Annotated in this window: 20 protein-coding genes; 4 read left to right on the top strand and 16 right to left on the bottom strand. The window is 48.1% G+C overall.

Going from position 1 to position 21,059, the window contains the following annotated elements:
• Positions 1–91: 91 nt before the first annotated feature.
• Positions 92–1,597: a serine hydrolase domain-containing protein gene (locus tag KVT36_RS16880; RefSeq protein ID WP_217604649.1), complete on the bottom strand. Its 1,506-nt coding sequence runs from the start codon at positions 1,595–1,597 to the stop codon at positions 92–94.
• A 207-nt stretch (positions 1,598–1,804) separates the two neighbouring features.
• Between KVT36_RS16880 and KVT36_RS16875 the strand changes: the two genes are divergently transcribed.
• Entirely contained in the window at positions 1,805–2,374 is a 570-nt protein-coding gene (locus KVT36_RS16875; RefSeq protein WP_217604648.1) for a DNA-3-methyladenine glycosylase I, read from the top strand.
• Positions 2,375–2,425: 51 nt separating this feature from the next.
• On the opposite strand, the gene KVT36_RS16870 is transcribed toward KVT36_RS16875, so the two are convergent.
• The 10 genes from KVT36_RS16870 to KVT36_RS16825 form a co-directional block, all read right to left on the bottom strand.
• A complete protein-coding gene (locus tag KVT36_RS16870; RefSeq protein WP_254640056.1) occupies positions 2,426–2,821 on the bottom strand; it encodes a septal ring lytic transglycosylase RlpA family protein in 396 nt (131 codons plus the stop codon).
• Between the two features lie 91 nt (positions 2,822–2,912).
• Positions 2,913–3,971, bottom strand: a complete 1,059-nt coding sequence (locus KVT36_RS16865; RefSeq protein WP_217604647.1) for a cytochrome c peroxidase — start codon at positions 3,969–3,971, stop codon at positions 2,913–2,915.
• Positions 3,971–4,717, bottom strand: coding sequence for an MbnP family protein (locus KVT36_RS16860; RefSeq protein ID WP_217604646.1), 747 nt, complete (start codon positions 4,715–4,717; stop codon positions 3,971–3,973). The genes KVT36_RS16865 and KVT36_RS16860 overlap by 1 nt, the downstream gene beginning before the upstream one ends.
• A 57-nt stretch (positions 4,718–4,774) precedes the next feature.
• Positions 4,775–6,016 (bottom strand): L-fucose:H+ symporter permease, encoded by a 1,242-nt coding sequence (gene fucP / locus KVT36_RS16855; RefSeq protein WP_217604645.1) that lies wholly within the window; start codon positions 6,014–6,016, stop codon positions 4,775–4,777.
• A 91-nt stretch (positions 6,017–6,107) separates the two neighbouring features.
• Positions 6,108–6,893 (bottom strand): SDR family oxidoreductase, encoded by a 786-nt coding sequence (locus tag KVT36_RS16850; protein WP_217604644.1) that lies wholly within the window; start codon positions 6,891–6,893, stop codon positions 6,108–6,110.
• 51 nt (positions 6,894–6,944) lie between these two features.
• Complete coding sequence (locus KVT36_RS16845) at positions 6,945–7,775, bottom strand: amidohydrolase (protein WP_217604643.1); 831 nt, start codon at positions 7,773–7,775, stop codon at positions 6,945–6,947.
• An 84-nt stretch (positions 7,776–7,859) separates the two neighbouring features.
• A complete protein-coding gene (locus tag KVT36_RS16840; RefSeq protein ID WP_217604642.1) occupies positions 7,860–8,195 on the bottom strand; it encodes an L-rhamnose mutarotase in 336 nt (111 codons plus the stop codon).
• 35 nt (positions 8,196–8,230) lie between these two features.
• Entirely contained in the window at positions 8,231–9,082 is an 852-nt protein-coding gene (locus KVT36_RS16835; protein ID WP_217604641.1) for a fumarylacetoacetate hydrolase family protein, read from the bottom strand.
• Positions 9,083–9,187: 105 nt separating this feature from the next.
• Positions 9,188–9,940, bottom strand: coding sequence for a hypothetical protein (locus KVT36_RS16830; protein ID WP_217604640.1), 753 nt, complete (start codon positions 9,938–9,940; stop codon positions 9,188–9,190).
• A gap of 34 nt (positions 9,941–9,974) precedes the next feature.
• The gene (locus tag KVT36_RS16825; RefSeq protein WP_217604639.1) at positions 9,975–10,757 is read right to left on the bottom strand and encodes an SDR family NAD(P)-dependent oxidoreductase; all 783 of its coding nucleotides are present in this window, start codon (positions 10,755–10,757) and stop codon (positions 9,975–9,977) included.
• Between the two features lie 112 nt (positions 10,758–10,869).
• Here KVT36_RS16825 and KVT36_RS16820 point away from each other — a divergent pair, with 112 nt between their 5' ends.
• Both KVT36_RS16820 and KVT36_RS16815 read left to right on the top strand, forming a co-directional pair.
• Positions 10,870–11,574: a M15 family metallopeptidase gene (locus KVT36_RS16820; protein ID WP_217604638.1), complete on the top strand. Its 705-nt coding sequence runs from the start codon at positions 10,870–10,872 to the stop codon at positions 11,572–11,574.
• A 406-nt stretch (positions 11,575–11,980) separates the two neighbouring features.
• A complete protein-coding gene (locus KVT36_RS16815) occupies positions 11,981–13,714 on the top strand; it encodes a thiamine pyrophosphate-dependent enzyme (protein ID WP_217604637.1) in 1,734 nt (577 codons plus the stop codon).
• Between the two features lie 73 nt (positions 13,715–13,787).
• Here the strand turns inward: KVT36_RS16815 and KVT36_RS16810 are convergent, their stop codons facing one another.
• The 5 genes from KVT36_RS16810 to leuC form a co-directional block, all read right to left on the bottom strand.
• Positions 13,788–15,293 (bottom strand): 2-isopropylmalate synthase, encoded by a 1,506-nt coding sequence (locus KVT36_RS16810; RefSeq protein ID WP_217604636.1) that lies wholly within the window; start codon positions 15,291–15,293, stop codon positions 13,788–13,790.
• A 31-nt stretch (positions 15,294–15,324) separates the two neighbouring features.
• Positions 15,325–16,404, bottom strand: a complete 1,080-nt coding sequence (gene leuB / locus KVT36_RS16805) for a 3-isopropylmalate dehydrogenase (RefSeq protein ID WP_217604635.1) — start codon at positions 16,402–16,404, stop codon at positions 15,325–15,327.
• An 83-nt stretch (positions 16,405–16,487) separates the two neighbouring features.
• Positions 16,488–17,087, bottom strand: a complete 600-nt coding sequence (gene leuD / locus KVT36_RS16800) for a 3-isopropylmalate dehydratase small subunit (protein ID WP_217604634.1) — start codon at positions 17,085–17,087, stop codon at positions 16,488–16,490.
• A gap of 4 nt (positions 17,088–17,091) precedes the next feature.
• Positions 17,092–17,838, bottom strand: a complete 747-nt coding sequence (locus KVT36_RS16795; RefSeq protein WP_217604633.1) for a class I SAM-dependent methyltransferase — start codon at positions 17,836–17,838, stop codon at positions 17,092–17,094.
• A 16-nt stretch (positions 17,839–17,854) separates the two neighbouring features.
• Entirely contained in the window at positions 17,855–19,252 is a 1,398-nt protein-coding gene (gene leuC / locus KVT36_RS16790) for a 3-isopropylmalate dehydratase large subunit (RefSeq protein WP_217604632.1), read from the bottom strand.
• Positions 19,253–19,643: 391 nt separating this feature from the next.
• Between leuC and KVT36_RS16785 the strand changes: the two genes are divergently transcribed.
• Positions 19,644–21,053, top strand: a complete 1,410-nt coding sequence (locus tag KVT36_RS16785) for a hypothetical protein (protein ID WP_254640055.1) — start codon at positions 19,644–19,646, stop codon at positions 21,051–21,053.
• Positions 21,054–21,059: the final 6 nt, after the last annotated feature.

Raw genomic sequence — 21,059 nt, 5'->3', positions numbered from 1 at the left:
TAAATGATAAATGTAAAAGGGAAATGCAGCGAGTCAATATCCGCTGCATTTCCCTTTTACATTTTAAATTTGGCATTTATGATTTTACATTCTATTTCCCACTTATTTTCCGCAACGCCTCTCTCCCGCCCTGGTTCTCAGGGTTCATAGCAATTGACTTTTTATACATGGCAATGGCCGACTGCTCTTTACCATTCAGCAACAAGGCTTCTGCAAAACTATCGTACGCATTCCAGCTGTTGGGGAATAACACGGTGTTCAGCTGTAATGCATCCAGCCCCTCTTCCAGGTAGCCATCAAAAAGCAGCTGCAGTCCGCAGGTGTTCAGGGCCTGCTCATCCAGGAAATAATGCACGGTATCTGCCTGCAGCGTATTAAAAAGTGCGGAGGCAGCTACCGGCCCCTGTTCAAACAACTTGCGTGCATAGATATGCGCCAGCGATTTTTTGCCAACAAACGCCGGTTGATCATTCAGCATGCACAGCGCATTAATGCCAGCTGTATGTACACCGCGGTGGGTAATATTATCCAGCGCAATCACTGTTTGGTGGCGGGTAATATTCCTGATAAAAGCAGTTACTATGCCCGGTGCGCCGCCGGAATGCCATACCACTTTACCCATAGTACTATCGCACAGGATCATCCAGCCCAAACCGTAATAAGACCGGCCATTGGCCCAGCCGGTAGTGGCCAGTGTGCCATTGGCTAATTTTACCGGGGTAAACGCTTCTTCCAGGGTAGCCGGCTGCAGCAGCGTTCCGTTGTATAGGGCTTCATCAAACTGCAACAGATCGCCGGTGGTGCTTACCACATGGCCGGGGCCTACAATGTTGCCCAGTATAAGCGTTGGTATTTTATTTCTTTGAAAGCTGTATACCTGCTTCAGCTTGCCGGGGGCGTACTCCTGAAAATCATAGTTCCTGGTGCGGTTCTTATTATTCAGGAACATGAGCGATGTTTCTATGTACGTATACTTCATATGCGCGGGCTTAAAAACATGCTGTTTCAGGTAGTCCTGGAATTTTTCACCGCTTACCTTTTCAACGATCAATGCCAGCAATCCATAGCCGGTATTGGAATAACTCCAGCTTTCACCGGGTTGGGAATGTAATAGCCGCTTAGCTGCTTTGAGCGCAGGAATAATATCTTCATTGTTAAAAATGCGGGTAGTATCTTCCCGGTTCGGCTGTTCAAAGATCTGGTAATCTGGCAGGCCGGAGGTATGTGACAGCAAATGCCGGATGGTAATATTTCCGTACGGGAAAGCGGGCAAATACTTTACCACGGCATCATCCAGCTGTAGCTGTCCTTTTTCTTTCAGCTGCAGCACTGCTACTGATGTAAATATTTTTGATACAGAGGCCAGCTGAAAAGCAGATACAGAGCAGTTCAGTGTCTTGTGCTCCAGGTCTGCATACCCGAAAGACTTTTCATAGACCACTTTCCCTTTTTCCGCTACCAGCACATTGCCGGAAAATTCGTGCTCTTTGTATTGAACGCTAAAGCTGCTGTCTATATGTTTAACAAGCTCCTGTGCATGAGCAGTGTACACGAAAAGCACAAGGGCCATGAATAATAAATGCTTAAACCTTTTCATGATTATTTGAACATTGAATGGTGAATAATGTGATGCCAACAGGATTACCAACGGCATGCCGCTGTCAATATTCATTGATTATTAATCATTTACAGTATTGCATCATGTCCGCTTCCGGTACAGGCTTGTCCGTTTTTGATCATTTTAAAAGCAGAGGATGGTGTTAAGCCTTGCAAACATTATATTAGTAATTTGTAAATTAATTCTATGGAGGATAATAAATCACGCTGCGGCTGGTCCTTGAAAGATCAGCTTTATAAAGACTACCACGACAACGAATGGGGCATTCCCCTGCACGATGATACCCGCCTGTTTGAGATGTTGAACCTGGAAGGTGCGCAGGCCGGCCTAAGCTGGTATACGGTGCTCACTAAACGCGAAAATTACCGTAAAGCATTTGATAACTGGGATGCGCAAAAGATTGCACGTTATACTGATAAAAAAGTAGAAAAGCTATTACAGGACCCCGGCATTATCCGCAACAAATTAAAGGTGGCCGCCACCATCAGCAATGCCAAAGCTTTTTTAGCTGTACAAAAAGAGTTCGGCAGCTTTGATAAATATATCTGGCAATTCGTAGATCACAAACCGGTTATTCATCACTTTAAAACATTGAGTGAAGTACCGCCCAAATCGCCCATATCAGATGCCATGAGCAAAGACCTGCTGAAGAGGGGATTTAAATTTGTAGGCTCTACTATCTGTTACGCCTATATGCAGGCAACCGGTATGGTAAATGATCATTTAACTACCTGCTTTAAACGCAGCAAAAAATAAAAAATGCGCAGCATAAACTGCTGCGCATTTAACCATAAAAAAGACTATTCCCTACACCCTTTCTACTCTTACACGTGCAAGACCTCTTGTTAAAAAGCCTAATTCACGTGCGGCAGTTTGTGTAAGGTCAATGATGCGGGAATTAGTGGCATGCAGGCGGTCTGTGATCTTAACGATCACAGAGCGGCCGTTACTCAGGTTGGTCACTTTAACCAAGGTACCTAATGGCAGGGTGTTATGGGCGGCGGTCATGCTGTCATTATCGAAAACTTCTCCGCTGGCCGTTTTGCGGCCTTCGAACTTATCCGCATAATAACTGGCCGTACCCATGTCTGACTTTTTCGCCACTACCACAGGTCGCTTTTTTTCCCGGCCCAGCCATAAAGGCGGGGTCAGTATGGCAATTACCACTAAAATTTTGAACCCTGTTTTAATGTGTTTCATCATACCCCTGCAAAGGCAAAAACCATGCTTGGAAAACAGGTATAAATTACCGCCATTTACAGTTTATTGGTTTCAAGTAAGTTAAATATGTGGCCTATCGTATAAGAATTTCGCTGAATGACGAATTGGCAATAAAACCGGGGTCAGTGAGCGTATTCAGGAACATATACAGCTCCCGCTGCTCTTTGTCGGACAGGGGGATGCCATTTTTCACCAGGGGGTCTATGGTGGGGCTGGCATTGGGCTTTATGCCATGGGCATATTGGTTAAATACCTGGTAAATGTCAAAAAAGCGACCATCGTGCATGTAGGGCGAGCTTTTCAGGATGTTGCGCAATGTAGGCACCTTAAACTTCAGGTAATCGCCGGTGCTGCTGGTAATACGCATACGGCCCACATCATTTAAATTAGGCAGGTAAGGCAGGCCATTATTGCGATAGCTGTAATCCGTAAAAAAAGGCTCTTTATGGCAGGCTGCACACTTTTGCTTAAAGATCACATAACCCTCCTGTTCTTCGGGCGTAAAAGCCACGCCAGGGGCCTTACGCATTATGCTGTCATATTTGGATTGAAAAGAGATCATAGTGGCCAGGAACTGCGTAATAGCCCTGAATAAGCGCTGGCTGTTCACCTCCTCTGTGCCATAAGCGGCCCTGAACATTTTACGGTAGCCGGCATCGGCCTGCAGGCGTTTTACCAATACAGCCAGGTCCATACCCATTTCATTTTCATCAGTAAGGGGTGTAAGCGGCTGTATTTCCAGGTTGTTCACGCCTCCATCCCACATAAAATTCTTTTGCCAGATCAGGTTGAACAAGGTAGGTACGGAGCGGGTGCCAATGCGCCCCTCTACCCCATGCGCCAGGGCATGATCAAAATGCCCGAAGGCTGCAAACTGCTGATGGCAAAACCCGCAGGAGATGCTGCTGTCGCGGGAAAGCTTTGGATCGTAAAACAGGTGCCTGCCCAGCGCAATACCTTGTTTGGTAAGCGGGTTCTGCGAAAAATCATACACAGGGGCCGGTAAACCTGGCGGCAGCTCCAGGTGGTAAGGTTCAGGAACCGCAATGACGGCTGCTTTCCGGTTATTAGCTTCGGAAGCGGCCAGCAAAAGCAGCAGGCAAAAAAATGTTATGAAATAAACAGCCTTCACTAATCCCTCTTTATGCTGAACATGTGCTGGTAATTATCTGCGATGCGCATAGCCTGCGCCCCCGGCGTAGTGCAGGATGATACGTGCTGAAAGCTAACGGTATTCGGCTGGCTGAACCAGGTATAGGCATCGGCCACTATGGGCATTACCACCGGTTCCGGCTGCGGTAATGAAAATGGTTTGGCAAAAGTAAGCGTTACCCTGCGCAGCGTATTACGCGTGCCCTGGAAACCGCCAATATGAAATTCTATGAGCTTATTGGGTTGTTTGGATACCGGCGACAGCCCTTCCAGCTTGGCCATAATGTAACCGCTGTTCCAGGTCCAGAACATACCGTTCATTGGGTCTAAAGCGCCGGTTTGCGCACCGCTCATATTGCGGATGCTATCTACCCCTATCAAAAAGGAAATGCTGCTGTACATGCCTTCCGGTATAGGTGGCAGCGTAATGGTCTTGGAAGCGGTATCGCTTTCATTTACCAGGAAATAGGCCGGCGGCAGGCTTACTTCCTGCCCGCTGCTGGTAGTGAGCGAAAAGTTGCTCACGTAATATTTGAACATAGTAATGTTAAAGGAATCGCCTACCGCATTGGTGTAAATGCCCGTTTGCAACGCCATGGGTTTCCCATTCACTACATGGGTGAACTGTAATTGCATGGGAGCGCTATGAAAGGTATTGGCCCCGGTGAAAAGGAGCAGGCAAAGGCAGGCAGCAGGCAGGTATAAATGAAAGTTCCGCAAATTCATCGTATGTTTTACTACAGTAAATTACAATGAATTTGCGGAACCGGGAAAAATGATGTGTTAAGCTCTCTTGTATCCTTTCCAGCCGTAATAGAACACTATGGCAAAACATACCAGCGGTACGGCGTAAGCGCCGGCGGTAGACTGGCTATCTGCAATAATACCCATTACATACGGTACAACAGCACCACCCACAATAGACATGATAATGAATGCGCCGCCCTTTTTGGTGTGCACGCCCAGATCTTTTACGCCTAATGCAAATATGGTTGGGAACATAATAGACATGAAAAAGAAAACGGCCATCAGCGCATATACGGAAATGGCGCCTTTACCGGCCATTACCACCATACACAACACCAGGTTTATGAGCGCATAAGCAGCCAGCAGCTTATTGGGCGCTACCGTTCTCATAATAGCGGTGCCCACAAAACGGCCGGCAGTAAATAATACCAGGCTAACGGCTAACAGGTAAGCGCCTTTTTCACTGGTGGCGCCCTGCCAGTATTCCGTTACATAATTAATGAAAAGCGCACCCACACCCACTTGTGCAGCTACATAAAAGAATTGTGCAATTACACCCCATACAAAATGGCTGTGCGCAAACAGTGGTTTGGCTGTTTGTATGCTGCCTGCACCTTCTTCCGTGCTTACTTCTTTTATTTCCGGTAAGGATGTTCTGTAAAAGAAAAATGCGATCAGCAGCACCACTGCTCCAATCACAATATATGTTGACTGTACGGAGCTCAGGTTGCCTGCAGCTTCTTTATCACCGCTAAAGAATAATGCACCGCCAATTACCGGCCCCAGGAAAGAACCCACACCATTAAAACATTGGGAAAGATTCAGGCGGAACTCTGATGTTTCTGCGCTGCCCAGCACCGTTACGTATGGATTGGCAGCTGTTTCCAGGCAGGTAAGCCCGCTGGCCAGCACAAACAACGATAGCAAAAAGGCTTCAAAGTTGGCATAATGGGCTGATGGGTAAAACAGGAATGCACCTATTGCATATAACAGTAACCCTAAGATGATGCCTTTTTTATAACCGTACTTACTCATGAAAATACTGGCGGGTAAAGCCATCAGGAAGTAAGCGCCAAAGTAGGCCAGCTGTAATAAGGTGGAGCGGGTTTTAGTAATATTCAACACCTCCTGGAAATGTTTGTTCAGCACATCCAGCAGGCCGTAAGCCAGTCCCCACAGGAAGAACAGGCTGGTAACCAGTATGAACGGGAATAAGTAGCTTTTCTTACTGTCTGTAACCGCAGTTACAGAGCTCGTGGAAACAGTGGCTCCAGCCATAGGGGAAAAAGTTTTGTGGTAGTTAAATATAAGCTTTTAGTTATTAGCCTTTAGCTATTAGCTGGCTAAAAGCTAACAGCTAATAGCTGTTTTATTGGCTAATCGATCTGTCCAGGTGTGTGTACCCGCCATCCACATAAATGATCTGCCCTGTGGTGTGCGATGATTGTGCGGACAACAGGAATACCGTCATACCGGCAATTTCTTCAGAGGTGGTCATACGCTGCTCCAGGGGGATTTTAGAAACAATGGAGGCCAGCTTTTCCTTAGGATTGGGCAAAGAGCTGATCCAGGTTTCATACAGCGGGGTCCACACTTCTGCGGGTATTACGGTATTCACCCGAATGGAAAATGGCAGCAGCTCTACCGCCCACTCCCTTGTTAAGGCGTTAATAGCGCCTTTGGAAGCAGCATAACCGGAAGTATTACCCTGCCCGGTGGTAGCTACTTTAGAGCCAATGTTCACTATGCTGCCCTTGTTCTGTTTCAGGTAAGGCAATGCATAATGCGCCAGGTTATAATAGTGCGACACATTTTTTTGCAATGATGCCATGAACTTTTCCGGGTTACCGCTTTCCAGACCTACGCCATCATTCACACCGGCATTGTTCACCAGGGCGTGCAGAGTACCAAATTCTTTAACAGTGATATCAATCACTTTTTTGCAGGCAGCGGGGTCGCCCAGCTCTGCTTCAATACCAAAAGCCTTACCACCGGCCGCTTTGATGGCAGCTATTGTTTTTTCATTATCTACCGCGCTACGGCCTGCAATTACGGCAATAGCGCCTTCTGCTGCTACCAGCTTGGAAATAGCTTCTCCAATACCTTTGGCGCCGCCTGTTACAATGATCACTTTATCTTTTAATCCCAGATCCATAAGTTGTTATTTGAAAACGTTTTCAATAATAATCAATAAATAAATGTGCTATTAAACAAGGTTGTAGAACGCAGCGGCATTGCCTCCCATAATGGCGGCCTGCTCTGTTCCGCTTAACCCGCTGATGTAGTCTGTTACCATACCTTTTACTTCAGCATACTGCCCTGCTACCAAACATACCGGCCAGTCGGATCCATACATCAGGCGCTGGGGGCCAAAGGCTTCCAGCACTACATCCAGGTAAGGCTTAAACATACCGGCATTCCAGTTTTGCCAGTCGGCTTCCGTTACCAGCCCGCTGATCTTGCAGTATACGTTGGATGATGCTGCAATAGTCCGCATGCTTTTTTCCCATACAGCTATATCACCCGTTTTGCAATAAGGCTTGGCCATATGATCTATGACCAGCTTTTGCTGCGGGAACAGCTGCACGAATTTTTCTACCGCGGGTAACTGTATGGGATATACGAGAATATCGTACGTAAAATTATACGGCTGTAATGCACGGATGCCTTTACAAAATCCTTCCTTTAACAAAAAGGCCGGATCAGGCTCTCCCTGCACAATATGGCGGAATCCTTTCAGCGTTTTGAATTGTGTATAGTGCTGCAGGCGTTCTTCCAGGTTCTCTGCACGCAGGTCTACCCAGCCTACCACGCCTTTCACAAAGGGGTGTGCAGCGGCCAGGTCCAGCAGGAATTGTGTTTCCTCTTCCGACTGATCGGCCTGTACGGCCACACAGGCATCCACAGCGTTCTGTTGTAATACGGGCAGCAGGTTATGCGGCAAAAAATCATCCTGTATCACTTTCATATCGTCTGTGATCCAGGCATCTTTCACCGGGTGGTATTTCCAGAAATGTTGATGGGAATCGATGACCATAATTGGAATTTGAGCAGAAAGCGCAAAGCATAAAGCAAAAAGCTACCTGCATTATGCTTTCAGCTTTATGCTTTATGCTTTCAGCTATGCATTTAAAGAAAATATCTTATCCATCACTATCCACTTCTCTCCGGGTTTTGCAATTGGCAATGCCTGCTGGTATTTCCACATGAGCGCTTCCCATTCCTGTACCTTAGGATTGGTGGCATCTGCAGCCGCTTTCTTTTCAGCGGAAAAGGTTTCATTCACTTCCATGATCATGAACAAACGGTTCATAACCCGGTAGATCTCCATGTTTTCAATACCGCTGCCGCTAATGCTTTGCCTGATCTCCGGCCATACTTCCTGGTGATATTTTTCATACTCCGCTATCAGCTGCGGATCATTCTTAAGGTCCAGTGCCAGGCAATATCTTTTCATAACTATCTGCATTAACACATTGAGTGGAATAATTGTTATTTCCAGGCAAAGGCCGTTTGTTTGGAGGTGCCCAAACCATCAATGCCCAGCTCCATTACATCACCCTCCTTAATATATACCTGCGGGTTCATGCCCAGGCCTACGCCTGCCGGCGTACCGGTAGAGATCACATCACCCGGCAACAGGCTCATAAACTGGCTCAGGTAAGACACCAGGAAAGGCACGCTGAATATCAGGTTGGCGGTAGTGCCATTCTGCACCTTTTTACCATTCAGGCTTAACCAGATGCCCAGGTTATTTACATCCTTAACTTCATCTTTGGTAACCAGCCAGGGGCCCAGCGGCGCAAAGGTATCAGCGCTTTTGCCTTTTACCCACTGCCCGTTACGTTCCAGCTGAAACTCACGCTCACTATAATCATTATGCAGCGCATAACCGGCTATATAATCCATTGCGTCTTTTTCTTCCACATAGGTGGCTTTCTTGCCGATCACTACGGCCAGCTCCACTTCCCAATCTGTTTTTTTACTGTTCTTAGGAATGATCAGGTTATCGTTGGGGCCTACCAGTGAGGAGGTGCTTTTGAAGAACACGATCGGTTCCGTAGGGATCTGCATATTGCTTTCCTTAGCATGATCCGCATAGTTCAGGCCAATGCAAATGATCTTGGAAGGCCGCTGTATGGGCGATCCCAGGCGCGTATTATCCGGTATGCGGGGCGCTGTTCCACTATTGGCAGCCCACCATTTCGCCAGGCGTTCCAGCCCATTGGTCTCAAAGAATTTTTCGCCGTAATCTTCTCCGAAAGCGCTTACATCAAAGCTGCCATCTGCTGTAACTACACCTGGTTTCTCTTCACCCGGTTGTCCGAATCGTATCAGTTTCATTTGTAAATATTTTCCTGTTAAATAATGCTTAAGCTGAATGCTAAACGCTTAATGCAGCGTAGAGTAGCCATTTTGCGTTAAGCATTTTGCGTTAAGCGTTCAGCTTTACTGCACTCTCCCAAGCTCTTTCAATATCAGCTTCGCATTCTCCACTTTTATATCCAGCACCGGATCAAATCCATCATCACGCTGCAAACCGAATATGCAATGCTCAGGGTCTTCTGTGGGTTGTATCTTAGGCGCATAACCACCTGGCACCTGCAGCGTTTTTCTTTCATTTAAACCGCCAAACTCTGTGTACAGCTGTACAGAATCTTTACTGGCAGCCGGTTCCAGCCGCACAATAAAATCAGCAATGATCTTACCGGAGGTTACATTCCTTTTGTAATGATCTGTTAGTTTTGATTTATTGGTGGCCTTGCCTAGCCCCAGCTCACCCTCTGCATAATGCCATACAGCTTCCGGCGGCGTACCTACCTGGAAAATTTTCAGCCCGCCGTCTTCTCCCTGGCTGGCATGGTAATAACGGGTGCCGCGGTTATTTTTTAACACGCCAATGTAACAGCTGGTTGGCTGGTCCCATACGGTGCGGTACAGGTCTTCTGAATCCATATCCTGCGCCAGCGGCAGCTCAAAAGATTTGTCTATTGTTTTATCGGCAATAGCAAAATGGATCTTTACTTTCGGCGTATCTGTATCCTGTTCAAAAGATACCTGTACGGTGCCGGCAGGTTTTGCCGGTGTAAAAGCTGTAGCGGTGCTATCCTGCCTGCTGCCGGACTGTGTACCGGCGCCACCGCAGGCCCACAGGCTGGTGGAAAGCGCCGTTATTAAAATTACTTTGCTGAAATGTTGCATACGGTGATTGATATATCCTGCAATATAAGGGCTATCAGTTATTCAATTTTATAAAACCACCATCTATCGGGTAATCACAGCCGGTAATAAAACCAGCCTGCTCAGAGCACAGGTACAGCGCCAGCCAGCCTACTTCTTCCGGTTTAGCCATACGGCCAATAGGCTGTGTTTTGGATAATTTTTCAAACATCTCCTGTACATTATCCGGGTAGTTCTTTTGCAGGAACCCATCTACAAACGGGGTATGCACCCTGGCAGGTGATACACAGTTACAGCGGATATTATCATGTATATAATCTTTAGCTACGGAAAGGGTCATGGTTAATACGGCGCCTTTGCTCATGGAGTAAGCAAAACGGTCAGGGATACCTACGGTAGAGGCAACGGAGGCAATGTTAAGGATAACGCCCCCACCCTGCTGCTTCATGTGTTTGATAGCAGCGTACATACAGTTATAGGTGCCTTTAACATTTACGCTGAACACGCGGTCAAAATCTGCTTCAGCAGTGGTTTCCAGCTTACCTATGTGGGCAATGCCCGCACAGTTCACCAATATATCTATACGGCCGTCAGCGGCCTGTATGCTGTCAATGGTTTTGATCACATCGGCCTGCTGTGCCACGTTACAGCCATGTGCCTTTGCTTTGCCGCCTGCAGCTACAATATCAGCCACCGTGCCTTTACCGCCATCTTCATTCAGCTCTATAATGTGCACAAAAGCACCCTGCTCCGCAAAAGATTTGGCAATAGCCTGGCCTATACCGCTACCGGCACCGGTAACTACCGCCACCTTGTTATCTAACCGAAATAAACTCATCTTCCCTTAGTTTTTTAAGGGTTCTAAAATACCTAATTTCAGCCGGGGTTTACAATTGTTTTTTACCTGTAATGTATACTTTCTTGACTAATTTTAAGAAAACCATATAACGATGAGGGTATTTTTCTACAACTGGATTAGCTTATTATTGTTAATGATGCCAGGTTGGCACAGCTCATTTGCACAGCAAATACCTTTAAACCATTATGGTTTGCCGGTAGTGAACAGCCCTGCCCTGTACCGGCAGCAGGTTGCAGCAGATAGTAATCAGCAGCTGGTAGATGTGACCCGTTATATTCCCGGCATTCGTACAGATGTGCGTTATGCCACCACGCATAACTTTACACAACAGGTATTGTACCCGCATACCAGGGTTTTATTACGCCTGCCTGCTGCTAAAGCCTTAAAGGCCGTGCAGCAGCAGCTCAGCACCCGGGGACTTGCCTTAAAAATATTCGACGCTTACCGGCCCTATGCCATCACTGAAAAAATGTGGACCATTGTACCCGACGACCGCTATGCTGCTGACCCGCGCAAAGGCAGCGGGCATAACCGGGGTGTAGCGGTAGATCTTACCCTTATACAAATATCCAGCGGGGATACCATTCCCATGCCTACCGGTTATGATGATTTTACAGAAAAAGCACATTACAGCTATCGCCCTGCAGATACCGCTGTATTCGCCAACCGTGCCCTGTTACGCCGCATAATGGAGCAGCACGGCTTTACTGCCCTGGAAACAGAGTGGTGGCACTTTTACCTCTCAGACTATCAAAAATACCCTTTACTGGACCTGGGTTTTGATACCTTCCGATAACCCATAAACTTTCCAAGCTTATTGTTCCGTGCCTTGTTGGTGCGCCTAACGTTGCGCCCTGGCAGCCTCATGCCCGTTGAACGGCTGGGAGCTGAAAATATGAACCTGTTCTGTAAACTGTAAGCAGGATCACTACCACCTGCTGCAAACCTTAAACCGGATTATTTAGATGCAACACCTACCGGACACAGTACAAACACGGCATTTTTATAGCCGTCAGCTATACGAAAAACATCTGTTTTTAGGATCTTTTTCTAAGAACGGGACAAAGCAGGAACAAGATTTGCAACTCAGCTTATAGAAGTTACGGTTAGCGGACCGGGCTGTAAAACACTAACTTTACCATTCGGATGCACCCCATTTCAGGAAACCATATTTATTCTTTTCATTTTAAAACCAAGGAATCATGAGAAAAGTAGCAGACCAGGTAGTGGATATGCTGATAGCAAACGGCGTAAAAAGGATCTACGCTGTGGCCGGAGACAGTTTAAATGAGCTGAATGATGCTGTAAGAAGGAATGGCCAGATCAAATGGATCCATGTACGGCATGAGGAAGCGGGCGCATACGCAGCGGCCGCGGAAGCCGAACTGGAAGGGCTGGCGTGTTGTGCAGGCAGCTGCGGGCCGGGTCATGTGCACCTGATAAATGGTTTATATGATGCACACCGTACAGGCGTACCTGTTATAGCCATTGCTTCCACCATTAACACCCCGGAATTTGGTACAGATTATTTCCAGGGCACCAATACTATTAAATTATTTGACGATTGCAGCTGTTATAACCAGGTAGCCAGCACCCCCGCACAAGCCGCGCGTATGTTGCAAAGCGCCATACAGCACGCCATTCACCATAAAGGGGTAGCGGTATTCGGGTTGCCGGGCGATGTATCTGCCATGGCAGCGGAAGAAAGCATTACAGCTATGCAGAATTATAAAAGCGATACTGTGCTGCGGCCTGCAGACCATGAGCTGGAAACCCTGGCCGGCCTTTTAAATGAAAGCAGCAAAGTGACTATCTTTTGCGGTGTGGGAGCAACGGCTGCGCATAAAGAGGTAGTGGAGCTGGCCGGCAGGTTACAGGCGCCGGTAGGTTACTCTTTCCGCGGTAAAATGGGCATACAATATAACAACCCTTATGAGGTAGGTATGACCGGTTTGCTGGGGCTCCCCTCTGCCTACCACAGCATGCACGAAGCAGATGTGGTATTGCTGCTGGGTACCGATTTCCCCTACACGCCATTTATGCCGGTGAAGAACAAGATCGTGCAGATCGATGAAAAGCCGGAAAGACTGGGCAGGCGTGCTAAGCTGGCAATGGGCCTGTGCGGCAACATTAAGGATACCCTGCGTGCGCTGATGCCTCACCTTACGCCTAAAACGGATGATCACTTTTTAAAGATACAGCTGGAGCTGTATGATAAGGTAAAGGAGCACCTGCAGAAATTTGTACAGGAAACCGGCACTAATAATAATATACAACCTGAGTTTGTAGCAGCTACGCTGAACGAGCTGGCTGCCGGTGATGCCATTTTTACCATGGATACCGGTATGTGCTGCGTATGGGGCGCCCGTTATATAACAGCTACGGGCAAACGCAAAATGCTGGGTTCCTTTAACCACGGTTCTATGGCCAATGCCATGCCTATGGCCATTGGCGCTGCACTTACCTATCCCGGCCGGCAGGTATTTGCCCTGTGCGGCGACGGCGGTTTATCCATGCTGCTGGGCGACCTGGCCACCATACGCCAGTATAACCTGCCCATTAAGCTGATTGTGTTCAACAACCGCGCATTGGGTATGGTAAAGCTGGAAATGGAAGTACAGGGCTTACCGGATAATGAAACGGATATGGTGAACCCGGATTTTGGCGTAATAGCCAGGGCCATGGGTTTCAAAGGCATTACAGTACACTCCCCCGAAGGCGTAAAAGTTGCGCTGCAAACCGCTATTGATGATGAGGGCCCGGTGCTGGTAAATATTATGACCAACCCCGCGGCGCTGGCCATGCCCCCTAAAGTGGAATGGGAGCAGGTAAAGGGTTATGCCTTATCCATGAGCAAACTGATACTGGGCGGGCGTATGGACGAAGTCCTTGACACCGTAAAATCGAATTATAAACATTTAACAGAGCTGCTGTAACAATACTTATAAAAAAGCGAAGCCGGCGCACCTAAATATGCACTGGCTTCGCTTTTTGCTTTATGCTTTACGCTTAATAGATCTTATTCAACGCATCCACATACGCATTCACAGAGGCATTCACAATATCTGTAGAATAACCGAAACCGTAGTATGATTGCCCATTGTGCTTAACGCGCATATTCACCTTGCTCACATCTTCACTACCGCCGTGCATAGCCTGTATGCTAAATTCGTCCAGGTCAATATCATCTTTAATGATCTCGTGAATGGCATTAATGGTAGCATTCACCGGGCCGTTGCCCGCGGCGCTTGCCTCTTTTTCGGTACCATTGATCTTCAGCTTCACAGTAGCCATAGGGCGCAGCGGATCTCCGCATACCACCTGCAGCAGGATTACTTTAATAGCCCGGTCATCGTAGTTTTTTTCATCGCCATCTCCCATCAGCTGCTGTAAGTCGGCATCGCTGATCTCTTTTTTCTGATCGGCCATAATAAGGAAGCGCTGGTATACTTCATCCAGGTTGATCTTATCCAGCTTATAATCCAAACGTTGCAGGTGATGTTTTAATGCATGACGGCCACTGCGCGCGGTAAGGATGATGGAGTTGGTAGCCAGCCCCACATCTTCCGGGTTCAGGATCTCGTAGTTCTCGCGGTGTTTCAGCACCCCATCCTGGTGAATGCCGGAGCTATGCGCAAAAGCATTGCGGCCAACGATAGCTTTGTTAGGCTGCACCGGCATACGCATCATAGTAGATACCAGGTTGCTGATGCCGTAGATCTGTTTGGAATTAATACCGGTATGGTATCCCAGGGCATGATGCGTTTTCAGGATCATGGCCACTTCTTCCAGCGAAGTATTACCGGCGCGTTCGCCAATACCATTAATGGTACACTCTACCTGGCGGGCGCCGTTCATTACACCGGCAATGGTGTTGGCAGTAGCCAGGCCAAGATCGTTATGGCAGTGTACGGAAATAATGGCTTTATCTATGTTGGATACATGATCCATCAGGTACTTGATCTTTGCGCCATACTGATCGGGCAGGCAGTAGCCATTGGTGTCCGGTATGTTCACAACCGTAGCGCCTGCAGCTATCACTGCTTCTATCATACGGGCCAGGTATTCATCATCTGCGCGGCCTGCATCTTCCGCATAAAATTCAATATCGTCTACAAATTTGCGGGCGTACTTCACCGCATCTACTGCACGTTTCAATATATCTTCCCGGGTGCTGTTGAATTTATACTTAATGTGCATGTCAGATGAGCCGATACCCGTATGAATGCGTTTACGTTTGGCAAAACGCAGGGCATCTACTGCGGCATCAATATCCATGGTATTGGCACGGGTAAGCGCGCAGATCACCGGCTCTGATACGGCTTTGGAGATCTCTACCACGCTCTGGAAATCACCAGGGCTGGAAATGGGAAAACCTGCTTCAATAACATCCACGCCTAATGCCTCCAGCTCTTTTGCCACTTCTATCTTTTCTACAGTAGTTAACTGGCAGCCTGGCACCTGTTCCCCATCCCGAAGGGTAGTATCGAAAACGTATACACGATTTTTATCCATTTTATATGTAGGTTTTAAACGTAAACAAGATTTAATTCAGGTTCTCCAACACCTTTCCTCCCATCGCATCCGTACCCATGATCAGGGCATTTTCCGTATGCTTATTGGCAATATCCATGGTGCGGTAACCTTGGCGCAGCGTAGCTTCTACAGCTTTGATCACACGCTGGGATTCCATTTTTAATCCAAAAGAAATGTCCAGCATCAGCGCTGCTGATAATATAGAGGCCAGCGGGTTGGCAAGCCCTTTACCGGCAATATCATGTGCAGAGCCATGTATGGGCTCGTAGAACCCGGTGCTGTCGCCTATGGAGGCTGAGGCCAGCATTCCCATGGAGCCGGCTATCTGTGAGGCTTCATCGGTCAGTATATCACCAAACAGGTTGCCGGTTACTACCACATCAAACCGTTTCGGATCTTTGATCAGCTGCATGGCGGCATTGTCAATGAACATATGTTCTGTTTCCACATCCGGGTATTCTTTGGCTACTTCCTGTACTACCTCGCGCCACAGGCGGCTGGCCTCCAGTACGTTTGCCTTATCTACAGAACATACCTTGCTGCGGCGGGTGCGGGCAGCTTCATATGCTTTGCGGGCTATACGCTCTACTTCATAACGGTGATAGATCATCAGGTCAGAAGCTGTATTACGGTCTGCTGTACGGTTCTTTTCTCCAAAGTATACGTCGCCCGTAAGCTCGCGGAAGAACAGGATATCGGAGCCGCGCAGTATTTCCGGCTTAATGCTGGATGCTTCCAGCAGCTCGTCAAACAGCTTTATGGGGCGCAGGTTGGCGTACAGGCCCAGCTCCTTGCGGATCTTTAGCAGGCCTTGTTCCGGGCGCACCTTCAGTGTGGGGTCGTTATCGTATTTAGCATGACCGATAGCGCCAAACAGGATGGCATCGCTTTTCCTGGCTTTTTCCAGTGTTTCGTCGGGCAGCGGGTTGCCGGTGGCTTCTATAGCCACATGGCCCATAATGCCTTCTTCAAAAGTGAATTCGTGTTTGAAGTTTTCAGCAATAGCAGACAGTACTTTCTGTCCCCAGGCGGTTACTTCCTGTCCTATGCCATCTCCCGGAATTACCAGTATCTTTTTAGCGACACCCATGTGGTTTTGTTAGGTTATTAAATTTGGTTTGTAATTATATGCAAATGTCCTGCTCCATAACGGTGCAGGACATTTGATTAGTATCAAAAGTTAAATTCCCTGCTGACCTCATACGCCTCTATATTGCTGCGCAGGCTCAGGAGATAGTCAATATCATCATACCCGTTGATGAGGCAGGCCTTTTTGTAAGGGTTAATGTCAAAACCCTCCTGCTCACCCGTGGCAACGATCTTAATGAACTGCGCTTGCAGGTCCACTTCCAGCCGGGCCTGCGCATCGGCCTCAATGGCTTTGAATATTTTCTGCAGGAACGCATCACTCACCTGGATGGGTAAAATGAAATTGTTCAGCGCATTGTTCTTAAAAATATCAGCAAAAAAGCTGCTCACGACTGCTTTAAAACCATAATCGCCCAGCGACCAGGCAGCATGCTCGCGGGAGGAGCCGCAGCCAAAGTTCTTACCGGCCACCAGGATCTCACCTTTATATAAAGGATTGTTCAGCACAAAATCCGGCTTGGGCTGGTTATGGGCATCAAAGCGCCAGTCCCGGAACAAATTCTCTCCAAAACCTTCCCGGGTGGTGGCTTTCAGGAAGCGTGCAGGGATGATCTGGTCTGTATCAATATTTTCGATCGGTAAGGGTACCGCTGTGGAAATAAGATGTTGAAAATTCTTTTTCATGCTATTAATGTTTTACCGCTGCTATTCTTAACCGCACATAATCCGCCACCCATTTGCCTTCCCGGAAGTGGGTGGGCCGCAGGCTTTCCTGCGCCTGCTGCAAAATGGCTGTACGCGTTGCAGCCGGCATATTTTCAAAAAAGTGATCGCCAAACATATTAAACCAGTCAATAATGCCATTCTCCGGATCGGCCAGTTCCGTGGCACGGTCAAAATAAAGCGCCTGCTGCACGCTGAAACCGTATTTCTCTAACAGGGAGGTATACTCGCCTACAGAGGGAAAATACCAGAACGGTGTGTAGCTATACCCGTGCTGCTGCATGGCCTGTTCCAGTGCCTGTAGCAAACTGGCTACATTACCCTGCGCGCCCATTTCCAGTATTAAGCGGCCACCGGGTTTTAAGTGCTGGTACATGCGGGCGGCTACGGCCTCTTTGTCCAGCATCCAGTGCAGGGCTGCATTTGAAAAAATAGCGTCGTATTGTTTGGGCAGGGAAAAAGAAGCGGCATTGGCCACTACAAAATCCAGCTGCGGAAAGTTGCGTTGTGCGCTTTCTATCATGGAAGCGGAAGCATCCAGCCCGGTTACCTGTGCGCCGGTTTCCGCCAGCTTGGCGGTAAGCTCGCCGGTGCCGCAGCCCAGGTCCAGTATATGTTCGCCGGCCTGCGGTTGCAGCCATTCAATGAGGCTGTTGCCGTATTGAAAAACAAAGGCGTAGTTGCTTTTATATAAGTTTGCGTTCCAGGACATGTTGCTGATCTTAGATTTACACCATTTCTCTTACATCCATCACCTTCCCTGTTATAGCCGCTGCTGCTGCTGTTAAGGGGCTGGCTAAAAGGGTGCGGGCATTGGGCCCCTGCCGGCCTTCAAAGTTGCGGTTAGAGGTGGAGATGCAGTACATACCTGCCGGCACCTTATCTTCATTCATGCCCAAACAGGCGCTGCAACCCGGCTCCCGTAAGTGGAACCCGGCTTCTTCAAAGATCTTGTCAATCCCCTCTTTCTTAGCCTGCGCCTCTACCTGCTTGGAGCCTGGCACTATCCACACTACCACTCCGCTGGCCTTGTGCTTGCCTTTCACAAAATCGGCCACCATACGCAGGTCCTCAATGCGGGAGTTGGTACAGCTGCCTATAAATACATAATCTACCTTTTTACCCAGCAGCGCGCTGCCTGGCTCCAGGGCCATATAGTCCAGTGATTTTTTGAAGGAGGGTCTTTCCTGTGCTTCCAGCTGTTCCAGTGCCGGAATGTGCTGGGTAACACCCATGCCCATACCGGGATTGGTACCGTAGGTGATCATAGGCTCAATATCCGCAGCATCAAAGGTGAGGGTGGTATCAAACACTGCATCCGCATCGGATTGCAGGGTTTTCCAGTAAGCCAGGGCTTTATCCCAGTCAGCCCCTTTGGGTGCAAACTCGCGGCCCTGCAGGTAGCTGAATGTAGTTTCGTCCGGGGCTATAAGGCCGCCGCGGGCACCCATTTCAATGCTCATGTTGCAGATGGTCATACGCGCTTCCATGCTCAGGCTGCGGATGGCCTCCCCGCAAAACTCCACAAAATAGCCGGTAGCGCCGGATGCGGAGATCTTAGAGATGACATACAGGATAATATCTTTGGATACCACGCCTTTCTTCAGCTGGCCGTTGATCTCGATCTTCATGCGTTTGGGGCGGTACTGCAAAATGCACTGGGTGGCCAGCACCTGCTCTACCTCAGAAGTGCCAATGCCAAAGGCAATAGCGCCAAAAGCTCCGTGGGTGCTGGTATGGCTATCCCCGCAAACGATGGTCATACCCGGCAGGGTAATACCCAGCTCAGGCCCTATTACATGCACAATACCCTGGTAAGGGTGGCCCAGGCCGTACAGCTCTACGCCAAATTCAGTAGTATTTTTGGTCAGCATCTCCACCTGGTGGCGGCTCAGCGCTTCCTTAATGGGCAAGTGCTGGTCAATGGTAGGTACATTATGATCTGCCGTGGCCCTCGTCTTTTGCGGGCGGAACACCGGGATACCTCTCTTACGCAGCCCGTCAAAAGCCTGGGGGCTGGTTACCTCGTGAATAAAGTGCGTGTTTATGTACACGGCATCCGGAAATCCCGGTTTACTCACCACCACGTGGGCATCCCATATCTTATCAACCAATGTTTTTCCCATCCGTAATTGCTTTACAACCTATTCCCGTGTATAGCTGCCCGTTATTTTCCTGCCGGAAAGCCGGTTCTGTTAACGCGTAAATTGGTCTTTGTTGAGTATTTTTATGCTTCCTGATAGTTTATATCTCCAAATCTAATGGTCAATAGCTAATTGCCATATCGTTAAATTTGGTATAATTACGATCTTTAAGGTGAAATGAAAACCATTATTTAATTGAAAAACAATTACTTACAAGACTTTAATAACGATGCCCAACAGTCAGCATGACGCGCTATTCATACTCATAAAAACGCTTACAAAAGCAGAAAAAAGGAATTTCCAACTGGCTTTTAATAAAAACAACACCAAAGAGGATGTACTCTTCATCCAGCTATTTAACACCCTGGACAAAATGAAGGACTACGATGAAGAGCAGATCCTGAAGAAGATACCGGCCATCAAGAAACAGCAGCTCAGTAATGTAAAAGCCCACCTGTACAAACAATTGCTTACCAGCCTGCGCCTGCTGTACAAACAAAAAGACCCGCTGATAGACCTGCGCGAGCAGCTGGATTATGCCCGGGTACTCTATAACAAGGGGCTGTACACCCAAAGCCTTAAGCTCCTTTCCCGCGCCAAAAGCATGGCAATGGAGCAGGAAGAGGTAATGCTTACCTACGAAATTGTGGAGTTTGAGAAGCTGATAGAGTCCCGCCATATTACCCGCAGCCTGGAAAACCGGGCAGAGGAGCTGAGCGAGGAATCCCGGGTAATAGAGCAGCAATTATCCAGCATTAACCGCCTCAGCACCTTATCACTGCGCCTGTACGGCCTGTACCTGAAGCTGGGCCATGCCCGTAATGAGAAGGACGCGGAAATGGTGAAGCGCTTTTTTGAAGAGAATGCGCCCCAGCTCGCTAAAACGCATATGAGCTTTTACGAGAAGATCTACCTGTACCAGGCCTACTGCTGGTATTACTATATTCTGCAGGACTTTGTAATGTACTACCGTTATACGCAGAAATGGGTGAACCTGTTCAAGGAATACCCTTCCCTGCTGAAAACGGATGTGGACATGTACATTAAAGCCATGCACAACCTGCTCACCGCGCACTTTTACACCATGAACGATGAGAAGTTCACCGCCGTGCTGCAGGAAATGGAAAATTTTATTGACGATAACCAGGAGAATTTCAGCGAGAACACCCGTACCAATGCCTTTGTGTACCTGTACACCGCCAAAATAAACCGGCATTTCCTGGAAGGCACTTTCAGCGAAGGGCTTAGCCTGGTGCCGGAGCTGGAAGAACGTATTGCCGAACACCAGCTGAAGGTAGACCAGCACCGCGTACTGGTATTTTACTACAAAATAGCCTGCCTGTACTTTGGCAGCGGGGATAATAACAAGGCCATTGTGTACTTGAATAAGATCATTCATTTACGCATAGGCGCCCTGCGGGCGGATATACAGTGTTTTGCCCGCATTCTGCACCTGATAGCGCATTATGAGCTGGAGAACTACGGGCTGGTGGAATACCTGATAAAATCCGTATACCACTTTATTGCCAAGAATAAGGATCTGGGGCAAACGATGGAAGAGATCCTGAAGTTCCTGCGCAAGAATATCTATGCCCATCCCAAGGCCTTACGCAGCGCGTTTGCCGACCTGAAGGAAAGGCTGGTGCAGATATCCAGGAACCCGTATGAGCGCCGCTCTTTCCTGTACCTGGATATTATCAGCTGGCTGGAAAGTAAGATAGAAGGCGTACCGGTGCAGGAGGTAATTAAGCGGAAGTTCCTGAAAAAGGAGCCCAGGATCTAGGTAAGA

Origin of the sequence: Chitinophaga sp. GbtcB8 (assembly GCF_019091455.1) — a bacterium.
GTDB lineage: Bacteria > Bacteroidota > Bacteroidia > Chitinophagales > Chitinophagaceae > Chitinophaga.
Note: the sequence above shows the minus strand (reverse complement) of the source record. Positions and strands in the feature narration are given on the sequence as shown.